12 protein-coding genes are annotated in these 15700 nt (G+C 64.6%); 4 read left to right on the top strand and 8 right to left on the bottom strand.

Going from position 1 to position 15700, the window contains the following annotated elements; genetic code table 11:
* Nucleotides 1-53: 53 nt before the first annotated feature.
* From ACE1EY_RS04895 to ACE1EY_RS04885, 3 genes are read left to right on the top strand one after another with little or no spacing between them, the layout of a single operon-like run.
* Nucleotides 54-1244: a YbfB/YjiJ family MFS transporter gene (locus ACE1EY_RS04895; RefSeq protein ID WP_291513885.1), complete on the top strand. Its 1191-nt coding sequence runs from the start codon at nt 54-56 to the stop codon at nt 1242-1244.
* A gap of 34 nt (nt 1245-1278) precedes the next feature.
* Nucleotides 1279-1716 carry a MerR family transcriptional regulator gene (locus ACE1EY_RS04890; protein WP_291513886.1) on the top strand — a complete coding sequence of 146 codons (438 nt, stop codon included), beginning with the start codon at nt 1279-1281 and terminating at the stop codon, nt 1714-1716.
* Between the two features lie 6 nt (nt 1717-1722).
* Complete coding sequence (locus tag ACE1EY_RS04885) at nt 1723-2217, top strand: DUF4396 domain-containing protein (protein WP_291513887.1); 495 nt, start codon at nt 1723-1725, stop codon at nt 2215-2217.
* 16 nt (nt 2218-2233) lie between these two features.
* Here ACE1EY_RS04885 and ACE1EY_RS04880 read toward each other — a convergent pair whose 3' ends face one another.
* The 8 genes from ACE1EY_RS04880 to ACE1EY_RS04845 form a co-directional block, all read right to left on the bottom strand.
* Nucleotides 2234-3070 carry an HDOD domain-containing protein gene (locus ACE1EY_RS04880; RefSeq protein ID WP_291513888.1) on the bottom strand — a complete coding sequence of 279 codons (837 nt, stop codon included), beginning with the start codon at nt 3068-3070 and terminating at the stop codon, nt 2234-2236.
* Nucleotides 3071-3161: 91 nt separating this feature from the next.
* Nucleotides 3162-4295, bottom strand: a complete 1134-nt coding sequence (locus ACE1EY_RS04875) for a serine hydrolase domain-containing protein (protein ID WP_291513889.1) — start codon at nt 4293-4295, stop codon at nt 3162-3164.
* A gap of 95 nt (nt 4296-4390) precedes the next feature.
* Nucleotides 4391-5596, bottom strand: coding sequence for an acyl-CoA dehydrogenase family protein (locus ACE1EY_RS04870; protein WP_291513890.1), 1206 nt, complete (start codon nt 5594-5596; stop codon nt 4391-4393).
* 20 nt (nt 5597-5616) lie between these two features.
* Nucleotides 5617-6939: an acyl-CoA dehydrogenase family protein gene (locus ACE1EY_RS04865; protein ID WP_291513891.1), complete on the bottom strand. Its 1323-nt coding sequence runs from the start codon at nt 6937-6939 to the stop codon at nt 5617-5619.
* 112 nt (nt 6940-7051) lie between these two features.
* On the bottom strand, nt 7052-10258 hold the full coding sequence (locus ACE1EY_RS04860) for an efflux RND transporter permease subunit (RefSeq protein ID WP_291513892.1): 3207 nt from the start codon (nt 10256-10258) through the stop codon (nt 7052-7054).
* Nucleotides 10255-11439, bottom strand: coding sequence for an efflux RND transporter periplasmic adaptor subunit (locus tag ACE1EY_RS04855; RefSeq protein WP_370299603.1), 1185 nt, complete (start codon nt 11437-11439; stop codon nt 10255-10257). The genes ACE1EY_RS04860 and ACE1EY_RS04855 overlap by 4 nt, the downstream gene beginning before the upstream one ends.
* Nucleotides 11436-12869, bottom strand: a complete 1434-nt coding sequence (locus tag ACE1EY_RS04850; RefSeq protein WP_370299602.1) for an efflux transporter outer membrane subunit — start codon at nt 12867-12869, stop codon at nt 11436-11438. The genes ACE1EY_RS04855 and ACE1EY_RS04850 overlap by 4 nt, the downstream gene beginning before the upstream one ends.
* A 40-nt stretch (nt 12870-12909) precedes the next feature.
* Nucleotides 12910-13947, bottom strand: a complete 1038-nt coding sequence (locus ACE1EY_RS04845) for a mechanosensitive ion channel domain-containing protein (protein WP_291513895.1) — start codon at nt 13945-13947, stop codon at nt 12910-12912.
* Nucleotides 13948-14061: 114 nt separating this feature from the next.
* Here ACE1EY_RS04845 and ACE1EY_RS04840 point away from each other — a divergent pair, with 114 nt between their 5' ends.
* On the top strand, nt 14062-15699 hold the full coding sequence (locus ACE1EY_RS04840) for an alkaline phosphatase D family protein (RefSeq protein WP_291513896.1): 1638 nt from the start codon (nt 14062-14064) through the stop codon (nt 15697-15699).
* The last annotated feature ends 1 nt before the right edge of the window (nt 15700 follow it).

Genomic DNA, 15700 nt, shown 5'->3' with positions numbered 1-15700 from the left:
TTGGGTACGCGAATCGGCGACAATCCCGCCGCCCTGTTCCCCCGGTTACGCTCATGACGCTGCGCCCGACAAGCCGACGGCAACGCTATGCCGCACAGACGCTGGGCCTTTGCGCAACGCTGGTGGGCATTGCCCTGGGCCGGTTCGCTTATCCGCCGCTCATCCCGGAGATGATCGAGGCCGGCTGGCTGACGCCGGCCGAGGCCGCGCATGCCGGCGCCGCGAACCTGGTGGGCTATTGCCTGGGCGCAATTCTTGCGCTGGTGGCGCCGAGATCATCGCGCAGGCCGCTGGTCGTTTCCGCAATGGGCGTGACCGTGCTGAGCTTCATTGCCTGTGCGATGCCCTGGGGAGTGACCTGGATTAGTGCTTGGCGCTTCGTCGCCGGCATCGCCGGGGCCTGGTTGATGGTGCGTGGCGTGAGTACGGCCCTGACCGCCGTGACCGCGCGGGAGCGGCCGCGTGTCAGCGGCGTCACGTTCACCGGCATTGGCCTGGGCACGCTGCTGACGGCCGGTGTCGCCACCTTGCTGCCGTGGATTGGTCCGACCACCGCCTGGTTGTTGATGGCGGTGCTTGCCGGGGCCGCGACAGGCGTGGGCATTCGGGCGTGGCTGGTGATGCGGCCCGCGTCGCCCGACAGCATCGAGGTTGGCGTCAGCGCTCGGCGTCATCGCGGCTGGTTGCTGGCGCCACTGCTCATCATCGTGGCGTATGCCGTCGAAGCGATCGGCATTGTTCCGCATGGCGTGTTCTGGGTGGATTTCCTCGTGCGTGAGCGCCACCTGAGCCAGGGCTTTGCAGCGCTGCAATGGTGGGTGGTGGGTATTGGCTCCCTGGTCGGCCCGACCGTGATCGTGAAGATCGCGGGCCGCACCGGCATCCCCTTCATGCTGCAGGCCTGCTATGCCCTGACCGCCCTGGCAGTGGCGATTCCGGTCATCAGCTCGCAACCGGCGTTGCTCACGGTGTCGAGCCTGGTCATCGGTGCCCTAGTGCCGGGTGCGGTGTCGATGACATCGGCGGCACTGGCCGAAATCGCCGGTGCTGCCGCGCATGCCCGCTGGTGGGCGGGGGCGACACTGGCCTTCGCCATCGGTCAGGCCAGTGGCGCAGCGGCAATGGCGAGCTGGTATGGGCGCATCGAGGCTTACGTGCCGTTGTTCGTCGCCGGTGGTGTGGCGGCCGTGCTGGCTTGGGTACTGGCGCTAATCGGCCAATGGAGTCACCGACGCTACGCTTGACTCTCTAGTTGGGTACGGGGTTTAGACTGCGCGCATGCCATCGCTCCATACATCACTGACGATCGGAAAACTCGCGCAAGCAGCCGGCGTGGGGGTCGAGACCATTCGCTATTACGAGCGCGAAGGGATCCTGCCGCCGGCCGAGCGCACCGCAGCCAACTACCGGATGTATTCGCCTGCCGCAGTTGCCCGGCTGCGTTTTGTGCTGCGCGCCAAGACACTGGGGTTCTCCCTGGCAGAGATTCGTAACCTGCTCGCGCTGCAGGCCGGCGGGGATCGGGGCGCCGTGCGTGCATTGGCTCAGGCACATCTGCAGGACATCGAGGCGCGGATTCAGGATCTGCTGGCCATGCGGGCGGTATTGGCAACCGCTGTGGCCGACTGCGACGGCCATGGCGCTGTTGATGGTTGTCCGATTATCGACGCGATACAGACCAGACCGGCCTCTACCGATCATACCGACGGAGTTTGAGACGTCATGAATCAACCGCATTCACAGAACGCGCACTGCGGTCACGCAGCCGCCGGCGCCCATCACGATTCCGGTGCAGGCCATGGGCCGCTCAGGACCTCGATACACGCGACGTTGCATTGCCTGAGTGGCTGTGTGATTGGTGAAGTTGCGGGGCTTGCGATCGGCGTGTCGCTGGGGTTCCCGGCCTGGGGGACCATCGCGCTGGCGACGTTTCTGGCCTATGTCTCGGGATTTTCCCTCGGCCTGTGGCCGCTGGTGCGCCAGGGGCAGACCTGGCGACAGGCGTTACGGACCATCTGGATTGGTGAGGCCATATCGATTGCGGTCATGGAGGTCGCCATGAACGCAGCCGATTTTGCTGCCGGTGGCATGGCGTCTCCGAGCGTCTTTCACCCGACGTTCTGGTTCGGGCTCGCGGTGGCCGTGCCGGCCGGCTTTCTTGCGGCCTGGCCTGTCAACTGGTGGCTGCTGTCGCGGAATCTCAAGGCCTGCCACTGATCTCTCAGGCAGCCGCTTACGATTCCAGCAACATGGTTTCCAGACCGTTGGAGAGTTCGTTGATTGGCGGCAGGTTCCAGACCTGATCGATGCGAATACCAACGCGATCGAGCGTGTGGCCGTTCACCGGTGGGTCCATGCGGATCACGGACGCCGCTGCCAGCACCGACCCAACGGCGACGATCGCCCCCAGGGCGGAAAACGGCTCGGTATGGTCGGGATCACCGGCTGCGCGCAGTCCGTCGACCAGTTCCGTGGGGAATTGCCAATGTTCGGCCAATAGGGCGCTGGTCGACGCAAAATCAAAGCCCATCGCCTCCCGCTCAGCTGCCGCGCGAGCCGGGGTGCAGAATGGCTCGCCGGTGTCGAGCTGGAACAGGTCCAGTGGTTGCGCCCAGCGCATCAGCAGCTCGCCCACCGGATAGATGATGCCTGCTGCGAACGCCATCTCGGGTTCCACGGCCTCGCCGGAAGTACTCGCCTGACCCAGACGCGCCAATTCGCGTGACGCGACTGCGGTAAAAATGGCGTGGCGCCAGAACGTCGGCTTGTCCATGCCGGGGGGCGTTTGCATCGAACCAACAAGCCCACAGCCCACCACCAGGTTACGAACGCGTTCAAACCCCAGGTGCAGGACGGCATCGCCAATACAGCCGATGCTGCGGCTACGGTGAAAATAAGCCGAGTTCGCCAGACGCAGCACCTTGGCGCTGATCACCGGATCGGTTTCAATTAACCCGGCGATGCGCGCGGTCTCGACGTCTTCCTGCTGGAAGGAGGACATGAGTTCGTGCACGACCTTGGGCACCGTAGGCAATTTGTTGACGTGGGTGAGCAGTTGTTCGGCGGACATGGCGTGAAACCTCTGAGTGGCCCTGTCCTTATCGGCGGTGCTCCCCGTAGCTTGAGGGGCTGTACCGCCTCGATCGAATTGAATGGTCCCCTTAGTCCTCAGACCATTGCGGACGTGCCAGGTCTGGGTCGACGAGTTGAGCAACATCCCAGGCAATGTTGATAGTGCCCGGCCCAGAGGGCTGATCGAGATTGGTGAGGATGATCACCGTCAGACCGCGATCCAGCACCCGGAGCAGCACCGTGCCCGTGTAACCACTGTGGTGGGCAACACGCACACCGTTCGCCTGCTCGATCCACCAGCCGTATCCATAGCCGATCAGCGACTCGGTGGCTGGGTCTTCCTGAAACAGATAGAGGGGATCGAAGAATGTCTGCAGGGCCATCTCGGGCAGCGCCGTACCGTCCGCCAACCCCTGATCCCAGCGGATCAGATCATCGAGGGTCGACAGGATGCCGAAATGCGCCATCTGACCGAATTGCCAGTCGCGGCGGTCGTTCTCCAACCTGCCATCTTGCAAGGTATACCCCGCTACCCGGCGGGGGATGACCGCGGCCTGCTCAAGGCGCCGAGTAGCCGTCATGCCCAGCGGTGTGAAGAATTGATCGGTCAGATATTGGGCGTAGGTCTGGCCCGTGACCTTTTCGATGACCAGGCCAAGCAGAAAATAGCCCTGGTCGCTGTATGACCAGTCGGTGCCTGACTCGCTTTGCATGGGCGTGTGCATGGCGGAGGCGAGCATGTTTTCGGTGGAGTAGTCCATCAGAAAGCTGTCGTGGTGCTTCTCCTCGAAGCGGTGGGCCAGACCAGCGCGATGGACGAGCAACTGTCGAATCGTGATGGCAGACCAGGCCTCCGGCGTGTTCTCCAAGTAGCGCGTCAGCGGTGCGTCCAGCGCGATCCTATCCTCGCCCACCAGACGAAGCACGGCCGCGCCGGTGAATTGCTTGGTCACGGACGCGAGCTCGAATACAGATTGGCGCGTGACGGCGGCGCCGAGTTCCACGTTGGCTAACCCGTAGGTAGCGGCCTTGCGCAAGGCGCCGCGTTCAAGCACCGCCAGCGCGACGCCAGGGATCTGGCTGTCTTGCATGTATGCATTGATGCGGGCGTCGACCGCGAGATCGACAGACTGCGACAAGCCGATGAGCGTCTCTGCCGTCGAGATAGTGCAGAGGCAGATTCCGATGAGGAAGACGGCGGCGCGGGTGACGGCAGCGATCATGGGAGACGGGCGTTTGAATGAGGCACCGTGCACTGAGGAATGGCGTTCATTCCTGCAGGCACGATGACCCCAGTGTAGCGGCAGTATCGAGCGGCCTACTTGAGTTCCGCCGAGGACTTGCCGAGCAGGCGTCGCGCGACGATCAGTTGCTGGATCTGCTGGGTGCCTTCGAAGATGTCCAGAATCTTGCTGTCGCGTGCCCATTTCTCCAGCAGGCTGTTCTCGGTGTAGCCGAGGTTGCCGCACAGCTCCACGCATTTGAGCGTGATGTCCACGCAGGCGCGCCCTGCCTTGGCCTTGGCCATGGATGCCTGCAAGGAGTTTGGCTTGCGATTGTCCGCCATCCAAGCGGCTTCCATCATGAGCAGCCGCGCGGCTTCGTAGTCGGCCTCCATGCGGATGAACTCGGCGGCGGCCGCGGTTTGCTTGGTCGCGAGCTGGTCGTAGTCGATTTCAACGCCGGCCTCTTCGAGCAGGGAGCGCGTTTGCTCGATCGCCGCCCGCGCCAGTCCGATGGCCATCGCGGCGACCAGGGGGCGGGTGTTGTCGAAGGTCTGCATGACCCCGGCAAAACCCTTCTCCACATTGACGGTCGCATCGCCCAGCAGGTTTTCCGCCGGCACCCGACAGTCCTTGAGCACGAACGCGGCGGTGTCCGAGGACTTGATGCCCAGCTTTTTCTCCAGCCGCACCAGTTCGAAGCCGGGTGTGCCTTTTTCGACAACAAAGGACTTGATCGCGGCGCGACCGACCGATTTGTCCAGCGTGGCCCAGACCACGACCAGATCGGCGCGGTCACCGGCGGTCACATAGATCTTTTCGCCGTTGAGAATGTAGTGATCGCCGTCCTTGACCGCTGTCGTGCGGATCGCGGCGGAGTCCGACCCGCAGCCGGGCTCGGTGATCGCCATGGCGGCCCAGCGTCCGCCGAAGCGCTCGAGCTGCTCGTCGTCGGCCACCGAGGCGATAGCGGAGTTGCCCAAGCCCTGGCGGGGCATCGATAGCAGCAGCCCGACATCGCCCCAGCACATTTCGATGACGCCCAGGGCGGTGGACAGGTTGCTGCCGTTCTTGTTGCTGGTGTCGTCGGACTTGTCGCGCCGCACCCCGGCCGCGCCGGCGCCTTGGCCGCCACCATCGTTCATGCCATCGACCAGCGCCGCGAGCATGTCCAGTTCCTTGGGATAGGCATGTTCGGCGAGGTCGTACTTGCGCGAATTGGCGCGCAGCACTTCCTTGGACACCTGATGTGCCTGACGGACCAGGCCGGTGAATTTCTTGGGGACTTCGAGATTGATCATGATGTGCTCCTAACGGCCGCTCAGACGAGCAGGCCGCCCTCCATGACGCCGATGGCCCGCAGGTCGCGGTACCACCGTTCGACGGGGTATTCCTTGGTAAAGCCGTGGCCGCCCAGCAGTTGCACGCCGTCGGAGCCGATCTGCATGCCCTTGTCCACGCACAGCCGGCGGGCAATGGCCGCCTCGCGGGCGTAGGGCTTGCCCTGTTCGGCGAGGCTGGCCGCGCGCAACGTCGTCAGACGCATGCTTTCCAACTCGATGGCGATGTTCGCGACCATGAAGGCGACCGACTGGCGGTGGCTGATCGGTTCGCCAAAGGCCTGCCGGTCATTCACGTAGGGAATGACGTAATCGAGCACGGCCTTGCCGGTGCCGGCCGCCATCGCGCACCAGGCCAGGCGAGACAACCTGACGCATTCGCGATAGGCCGCCGTGGCTGCCTCAGCCGAGGCGCCCAGCCGCGCGCTGGCGGGCACGACGACCTCATCGAAGCGGATCTGGCCGGTGGCCGCGGCGCGCAAGCCCATCGCCGGGTCGGCCGCGATCTTCATCCTGGCCGGATCGGACTCGACCACGAACAGTGCCGGGCCCTCGCCTTCGATCATGGCGCCGACGATTAGCAGCTCGCAGCTCGCGGCATTCGGCACCAGGGACTTGATGCCACTGAGTGTCCAGCCACCATCCACCGGCGTGGCGGTCGTGGCGGGCGTCATCGGATCGAACAACGGCGTGGGCTCGGCCAGGGCCAGGGCCGCGACGGGGGAGGATTCCTCGGTGAAGGCGGGCAGGTAGGTGCCCTGCTGCTCCGCATTGCCCCAAAGCACCAGCGCGTTGCTCACGGCCGAGGGGGCGAGGCAGGCGAAGGCCAGACCCATGTCGCCATGCGCCAGCGCCTCGGCGACCAGCACGTTGGTCACGGTGCTGCGCTCGGTGCCGGCACCGCCCAGTTCTTCAGGAATGCCGAGTATGGCGATACCCAACTCGTTCGCCATGTCCAGCAATGCCTGGTCGGCGGTGCTGGCCTCGTTGGCATCCGCCGCAGCCGGGCGCAGGGCTTCGTCCGCAAAGCGCTGGGCGGCGTCCTGCAGCATGGCTTGATCTTCGCTGGGGGTCAGATCAAACAGGCCCGGATCACCGACATTGGGCAGGCGCTTGGCCCCGTTGGGTTTGCTGCCTTTGAAGCTGCGGGCGGCCGCCGCGGCAACGCCGAATCCGGTGCGCGAGGCGTGGTAGATCGCCCGCTCGCTTTGCTTGCGGACACCCAGGCGGTCAAGCAGGGTGCCTCCGGCCAGGCGATTCAACACGCGCAACCCGCGCGCCATGCTCTGATCTGCAATGCTCATCTGTGTCGTTGTCAGCCGATGCGTGAGGCCGGGACACTAACGGGCGCGCGCGTTTGTGTCCTTGCCCGCCGTGCCTTGGCGCCGCGGGCAGCCCAGCCAATGCTGCACTGCGTCAGGCGAGCTCGTCCTCGCTTTCCGGGTGTTCGGCACCGCCGAACAGACGAGCCAGGAAGTCTCGAAAATCCTCGATGACCAGATAAACCGCAGGCACGAGAACCAGGATGATGATGGTCGCGAACAAAATGCCGAAGCCGAGGCTGATTGCCATCGGGATGATGAATCGGGCCTGCACGGAGGTTTCCAGAATCATCGGGGCCAGACCCAGGAAGGTCGTCAGCGAGGTCAGCACGATTGGCCGGAATCGACGCTGGCCGGCGCGGATGATGGCATCGCGCTTGCTCATGCCCTGCTCGCGATACTTGTTGGCCGCGTCGATTAGCACCAGCGAGTCGTTCACTACCACGCCAGATAGCGCGACGATGCCGAACAGCGAGATGAAGCTCAGCTTGTAGCCCAGCAGCAGATGGCCCCAAATGGCACCGACGACCCCGAAGGGGATCGCCGACATCACAATCAGCGGTTGCAGGTAGCTGCGAAACGCCATCGCCAGAAGTACGAAGATGCCGATCAGCGCGAGTTGGAAACCGGTGAAGATCGCTGATTGCGACTCGGCTTCATCGCGGTTGGCGCCCTCAAAGCTGTATTCCAGACCGTGGAAGTGCGACTGCAGGTCGGGCAACGCGGTCCGCGTGAGTTCGGCAATGACGGCGTTGGTCTGCGTGACATTGGCGTCGACCTCGGCGGTGACATTCAGTACGCGTCGGCCCTGATCCCGCCGGATGGTCGTGTAGGCTCGACCGCGCTCCACGTTGGCGACGTCAGACAGGGGTGCCAACCCGCCATTCGGTGTTCGGATCAACAGGTCCTCCAGTGTCGCCTCCTCCGCGCGTTCCTGCGTGGGCAGGCGCACCATCACCCGAACCTCATCGCGGCCCCGCTGCTGCCGCAGGGCTTCGGCACCGAAAAATGCACCGCGGATCTGGCGGCCGACCTCGCTGGACGTCAGGCCCAACGTTTTGCCTGCGGGCGTGAGCGTGACGTTCAGTTGTTCCTTGCCGCCCGAGTAGCCGTTGTTGATGTCGGAGATGCCGGCGAATCCGCGCAGTTCTTCGGCCAGCGCATCGGCTGCGGACTCGAGCGTGTCGACGTCGTGGTGCTTGAGTTGCACGGTCAGGTCCGCGCCGGCGCCGGGTCCGGTGGTGTTCACGAACTGGGTGCGTTCCACGCCGGGAATCATCTGCACTTTCTCGCGCCAGTGGTCGGCGAATGCCTGGGTTTGCACATCGCGTTCGCTAGCCGGCGCCAGAGTCGCCTGCACACTGAGCAGATGACTCGATCCGAGCCCGTCGCCCGGCCGGTAAGCCTGTGACAGGTTGGGCTGATCGCCGAGCACGGTGATCACCGAATCGACGATGCGTGCGTCGTCCGGATACTCGGCCAGCGTTTCGTTTAACGCGGCGACGGTCTGCGTCAGGGTGCTGCGGGTCAACTCGATGTTTGAGCCGTACGGCACCTGCACGTTGGCGAAGATGAAATCGGCGTCGATATTCGGGAAGAACTCGGCCTTCACTCGGCCACCTGCCACCAGGCCGATCGTCGAGACGAAGACGGCGATTCCAGTGGCGATCGAGATCGTCCGGTGCATGGTCGCCCAGCGCACCGCTGGCGTGTAACGCTCCTCGATTATTCGCTCCATCCAGGCCGCTACACGGTGTTGAACGCGGACCAGAAATCCTTCGATGCCGTCGGTGCGGGGGTGTCGCGAATGCGCCAAGTGGCTGGGCAGAATCGCCAGCGATTCGACCAGCGACATCAGCAGCACGCAGATGACAATGGCGGGCAGCACGCGGAAAAAGTTCCCGGCGGGACCAGGGACGAACAGCAACGGTGAAAACGCGACGATGGTTGTCAGCACGGCAAAGATGACCGGCGCGCCGACGCCGCGTACGCCGAGAACCGCCGCTTTGAGTCGGCCGTGGCCGAGTTCCCGTTGGTGGTAGATGTTTTCGCCGACGATGATGGCGTCATCGACAACGATTCCCAGCGTCACGATAAAACCGAACAGCGAGATCATGTTGAAGCTGACGTCCATTGCTGGCATCAGCAGCATGGCGCCCAGGAACGAAATCGGAATCCCCAGCGTGACCCAGAACGCCAGCCGTGGTTCCAGGAACAGGGTGAGCAATACGATGACGAGCACGAAGCCAAGAAAGCCGTTGCGCAACAGAAGGTTGATGCGGTCTTCGTAGAACTCCGAGTCGTCGTAGACGGTGTCGGCGCGCAGCCCCTCCGGAAGCTGAGCGTTGAGTTCGCCCGCGTATGCGCGCACGGCCTCGGACACGCTGATCGGCGTCTGGTCGCCGACGCGGAAGATCTCCAGCATCACCGCCGGATCGTCGTTGAATCGGGTTTCCAGATAGGAGTTGTCGGAGAAGCCGTCGCTGATCGTGGCGATATCACCGAGCGTTAGCACCGTGCCTTCGGCGTTGGTCCGCAACGGAATGTCGCTGAACTCGCGCGCGAAGTTGCGACGTTCATCCATCCGCACCAGCACCTCGCCACCTTCGGTGCGAATGGCGCCCCCCGGCAGCTCCACGGCATAGGCCTGGATACGGTCGGCGACTTGCGGCAACGACAGCCCGTAGGCATGCAGGGCGCTGGACGGGATTTCGATGGAGATTTCCCGAGGCGGGGCGTTGGTCAGGTTGACTTCGGTGATGTCGGGACGGTTGAGCAGATCTGTTCGCGCGCGCTCCGCCAGGTCGCGCAGCGTGGCGTGGTTGGTGTTGCCATGCAGGACCAGCGTGATGACCTTGGTTCTAATCGCCACCAAGCTGGTGATCGGACGTTCGGCGTCTTCCGGAAAGCTCGTGACCCGGTCCACTGCATTCTTGATGTCGGTTGCCACCTTGTCGGGGTCGTAGCCGCTCACGACCTCGGCGACGACGACACCGGCGCCCTCATAACTACTGGACTCGACGGTCTTCACACCGTCGATGCCACGCACCGCGTCCTCACTGGCGAGAATGACGCCTTGCTCGACTTCTTCAGGGCTGGCGCCGGGATAGGCGATATCGATCGTGACAATATCGGCATCGAATTCCGGGAAGACCTCCTGCTTGACTCCGCTGCCGATGATCCAGCCGCCAATGAGCAACACCAGCATCAGCAGGTTGGCAGCCACTGGGTTGGCGGCGAGCCAGGCCAGTGGTCCGCGCAGCCATTCCGGCTTGCGCGATGGCGTTGAGGACGTGTTCATGGTCCGCCTGGTTCGCCGGATGGCGTTTGTTGCGGCGAGGCATCTTCGCCGGCGATGCGTACATGCATGCCCTCGACCGCTAGCGGAATGCGGGTTGTGAGAATCTGGTCGCCGTCATGCAGCCCGCCCGAGCCGTTGCGTACGTACACGGCATCGTTGCCGCGCCAGGTAATGGTTAGCGACGCCTGTTCCAGCGTCTTGTCGTCGCGCACGCGCCACACGGCATTGGATTCGACCAGCGCAGCGCGCGGCACCGCGATGGTGTCGCGCAGCTCGCGGCCGACCAGTTTGACATCGACAAAGGCGCCGACCAGCAAAGGCGTCGCTCCGCTCAGCGGGTCAGGTACTTCGATCAACAAGAGGGCCATGCGCCCTTCGGGATCCAGTTCGCCCAGCACCCGGATCACCCGGCCCTCGCGGGTGCCGGACGTATTGGGCTGGCGAATCTCAGCCTGCGCACCCGGCGTGCCATCGTCTCCGGGCAGCTGCAACCATTGCAGCCGACCCACCGGCACGCTGGCCAGTACGTGGAACACATCGGCGCCCAACAGGCGACCGAGTTGCTGTCCGGAACCGATGACCTGCCCGGCCTCCACGGATTCAGACTGCACGACGCCGTCAAACGGCGCGGTAATGGCGCTGCGCTCCAGATTGAGCTGGGCATCGCGTAGCTGGGCTTCGGCCGATTGCACATTGGCGCGCGCGGCGGCTAGCTGCGGCTCGCGCTGGGCCAGCGCACCGTCGCTGTCGGCCTGATCAAACAAGCCCCACTCGCGTTTAGCGACCTGGACGCGGCCTTCCTCCAGCGACAGGTCGCTGCGGACCCGTGCGAGATTGGCGCGCGCCTGCGCCACGGCCAGCTCAAAGCGCTCGGGCTCCAGCTCGATCAATGGATCGCCAGCCTTGACCCGACCGCCGGGAATGAAGTCGCCGGCGACGGATTCAACCCGCCCGCCGACTTCCGAGGTGATTTGCACGTCGCGGGCGGGCTGCACGGTGCCGGTGGCATCGATCAGCACCTGGACGGTGCCGGCAGTGAGTCGTGTGACCTCGACCACCGGCTGCATCGGGCCGGCATCGCTGCGGGCCGGCTTCGGCTTGGTCTTGACCAACAGCATCAGGATCACGACCCCCAGGATCACGATGCCGAAGAACGCTAAGACCTTGGTCCGTGGTTTCATCTAGATTCCCCGTCGCCGGTATCTACAACCGACCAGTCGCCGCCCAGAGCACGATGCAGCTGGACGCGGTAGGACAACAATTGGCGCTTGGCCGTCAGATAGGACTGCTCGTCAGCTTGCAGCGCGGTCAGAGCGGTGAGCACGGGCAGATAGTCCGACAAGCCGTTCTGGTACCGATCGCGCGAGGCCTCCAGCAGCGAGCGGCTTGCGGCGACACGGCGCTCCAGCGCGTCGACATGCCGACGTTGCGCACGCTCCTGCAGCAAGGCGTTTTCCACCTCCGCCATCGCCTCCAGCAAGCTTTGCTCGTATTGTGCGAGCGCCTCGCGTAGCACGGCATCGGAGCGGCGCACCTCGGCGGCGCGGCGCCCGGCGTCGAAGATCGGTCCGACGATGCCGGCCGCCACACTCCAGACCAGATCATCAAACAATGATTCGGTGGATTGCGACTGATAGCCGCCGTCGGCAGTCAGGCGCAGGCCAGGCAAGCGGTCCGCAACGGCAATCCCCACCCGGTGATCTGCAGACAACACCCGGCGATAGGCTGCCATCACATCCGGGCGATGCAGCAGCAGATCGGCCGGCAGGCCGGCAGCGGGTGGCGGTGGGAGTTGCGGCAGGCTGCCTGGAATCGTGATCTGCAGCTTGCCGGGGGGATGCCCTGCCAACACCGCCAACTGGTTGCGCAGCACGCCAGCCTGCGCCGTCAGCAGCGGGGCCTGGCTTTGTACGCCGGCCACTTGCTGCTCCTGCTGCCGAATGCCGACGATGGAACCCGATCCGTATTCGAAGCGCAGGCGGGTCAGCTCCAGGTAGCGCGTGTTCAGCTCGGCCTGGGACTGCGTCAGGGTCAATCGCGCTTCCGTTTCGATCAGGCTCAACCAGGTTTCGGTGACCTGTGCGGCGATGCTGTGTGCCGCAGCCGTGGCATCCAGCGCCGCGGCCTGCGCATCCAGGCGGGCCGCCGTGCGGCCGTGGCGGACCCGGCCCCATAGGTCGACCTCGTAGGCCGCGCTCGCCGACAGGCTGTACTGGTTGTTGATGGTCTGCACCCGCTGATCGCCGATGAAGATCACGTTCTTGCCGCGGCTGGCACGCCCGGAGAGTTCCAACGACGGATAAAGCGCGGCCGTTTGCTGGCGGAGTATGGCGGTGGACTGATCCAGTCGCGCCAGTGCCGCCTGCAGTTGCCGGTTGCGGACCAGGGCGTCGGCCATCAGCGCGTTCAGACCGGCCTGCTGGAATCGCATCCACCAGCGCGGATCGCCGGAGGTCTCAGCGGCGTCGGTCGGCGTCGTCCACTGCGCCGGCAGCGTGATGCTGTCGGTCGGTCCGCGTTCGACCTGATGCACGCAGGCGGGTAACGCGGACGCGCACAACAGTATCGCTGCGGAACGGCCGAATCCGCGGGCATGTCGAGATCTGGGCATACCGCCTAGTATCTCACTTTGTCTTCGTGTTTGGGGGGTGTTAACCCGGTGGGTTGGCCGCCTGATCCGGCGCTTCGGTGGGAGCCTTCAGGCGCGCTTCGAGGTCGGCGATTTGCTGTTCCAATGCGGCCCGTTCCGGGTTGTCCGCTGCAGCATCCAGGCTGGTCAGGCGTTGACGGGCCTGTTCCAGCGCTTCGGCGTCATCCGCCTTGTCGAACACCTTGGCCTCCGGGGCATCGGCATCGGGCAAGGCCGCGCCGCTGTCATCCAGCAGGTGCCGCGTGTTCGGGATGATGGCGGCATCCGGCTGCAGCTGGCGTTGCAGCATCAGGGTTGGCGAAGCGATCTCGAAGCCGCGTCCATGCAGCGCATCCATCATCGCCTTGCGAAGATTCGAACGCACGGTGAGCAAGTGCTTCACCTCCTCCAGCGAACCGGCAAGACGGTACAGCACGGAAAAGTCCTGCAGCGAAACGACCTGGACGAACGGGTCTTTCAGTCCGACTTGTTCCGCAGCCTCGGATAATGCGGCCTCGACATCGGCCCGGTGAATGTCATAGCCGAGTGATACCTGTGCCGACACCAGGGTGCCGGCCCGATGCACGACGGTCAGCGGGTGGGTGATCAGCAGCAGGTTGGGGAAGGTGGTGAGGTCCCGGTCCTCGGTCTGAATCTCCACATGAAACAGGCCACGTTCGGTCACCCGCCCGAACTGATCCTGCAGGCGGATGAAATCGCCTGGCCGAAACTGGCCCACAACTCGCAGCATCACGCCAGCCATGGCGTTGGCTACGAAGGTCGTTGAAGACAGGCCGATCACGCCGGTGAGCAGCACGCCGAGAAAGCTCAGCACCTGACCGCGCAACGTGTCGGAGATGGGCAGCGCCAGAATCAACACCAGCAGCCCCACCAGGGTGACACCGGCGAGGATTAACTGCCGGGGCAGCCTGGCCTCGTTGCCTAGTTCCTTACGCCTGGCCAGCAACCACCAATGCAGGCAGGTCAGCGTCACGACAATCATCGCGATCACGATCAGCGCCGGCACGAAACCGCCCAACAGTTCTGTCAGCCAAGCCAAGGAGTTCCCCTTTTTGAGCGACGGACGATGTGGCAGGCCGAGTATGGCTGGGCATCATCCGCGTTTCATTCAAGCTCATTATCCTTGAATGATCACACCTGGACGACTGGAACGATGGCACCCCCGAATCGACGTGATGTACTGCAGGCTGGCGCCGCCCTCGCCGCCGCCAGTCTGCTGCCGGGCTGCGGACAGTCTGATGTCCCCCGGGCTGGCGAGCCGGGGGATGGTCCACCGACGATGTCAGGCTTTCTGCACGGCGTTGCATCGGGTGATCCGCTCGCCGATCGCCTGATGCTGTGGACGCGCGTGACAACAGAGTCCGCAACGGACCTCGTGACCGTGGCCTGGGCCGTGTACGAGGACGCAGGCCTAACCCGTCCCGTGACCGGCGGCGACGTGGTGACCGATGGCGAGCGGGATTTCACCGTCAAGGTCGACGTCGATGGCCTGCAGCCCGGTCAGGCCTACTGGTATCAGTTCGCGGTGGGTGACGCCCTGTCACCGGTTGGCCGTGGCAAGACCCTGCCGGCTGGTTCGCCCGAGCGCGTGCGCCTGGGCGTGGCGACCTGCGGTGACTATTCGCGTGGCCTCTGGAATGCCTACGCGCGTCTGGCCGAGCGCGACGATATCGACCTGTTCCTGCATCTGGGGGACTACATCTACGAGACCGACCGGGACGCGGTGCGCGCGCATGTGCCACCCATTGATGTCGTGACCGTGGATGACTACCGCGCCCGCTACGCCAGCTATCGGCGTGAACCGGAACTTCAGGCCCTGCATGCCGCGCATCCGATGATCTGGGTCTGGGATGATCACGAGACGGTGGACGGCACCTGGAGCGGCGGCGCCGACCCCAACGACCATGATCCCCAGATTCATGGGCCGATCGAGGTCCGCCAAGCGAATGCCTTGCAGGCGGCGCTGGAGTGGCTGCCCATCCGGTCCCCGGACCCGGCCACGCCGGAGCGCATCTATCGGAACTTCGCCTTCGGGGATCTGATCGACCTGTTCATGCTCGATACCCGGCGCATCGGTCGTGACGAAGTGTTGCCTGGCAACCTGGGCCTGGGTGACTTTTTCACCCAGAGCGGTGACTTTGCTGATCCAGGCCGGCAGATGCTGGGAGCCGAGCAGGAGCAATGGCTGATCGACGGCCTGCAAGGTTCGGCCGCGCACTGGCGGCTGCTGGGGAACCAGGTCGTGATGTCGCCGCTGAAACTGCTCGGAGCGCCGGCAGCGGCGGGTGCCAGCATCTTCGCCAATCCGGACCAGTGGGATGGCTACGCGCCTGCCCGTGACCGCCTGTTCGATGCGATCGAGCAGGGCGGCGTGGACAACATCGTCGTGCTCACCGGCGACGTGCATGCGTCGATCGTTTTCGAGGTCACGCGAGACCCCAATAATCCGCTGGTCTACGACCCGTTAACCGGCCGCGGGGTGGTCGCCGCCGAATTCGTTGCGCCGTCCATCAGTTCCGCCGGTGACCCGCAGGCGTTGGGGCCGGATACCAGCACCGGGGACCTCGAGGACATACTGCTGACCCGAGGGGGTGGCGCATTGCTCGCGGTCAACATTCACGGCCGCTACTTCGAAGGTACGCGCAACGGGTATCTGGTGGTGGATGTCGACCGCACCCGCACGCAGGTCGAGTACTGGACGGTTCCGACGGTGACTGCCCTGACCGACGAACAGTCCCTCGACGCCACCTTTGTGGTGGCGTCGGGAGACCCCAGGGTGACGCAGGCCTGAG

The organism is Abyssibacter sp., assembly GCF_964229365.1.
In the GTDB taxonomy this organism is placed as follows: domain Bacteria; phylum Pseudomonadota; class Gammaproteobacteria; order Nevskiales; family OUC007; genus Abyssibacter.
Note: the sequence above shows the minus strand (reverse complement) of the source record. Positions and strands in the feature narration are given on the sequence as shown.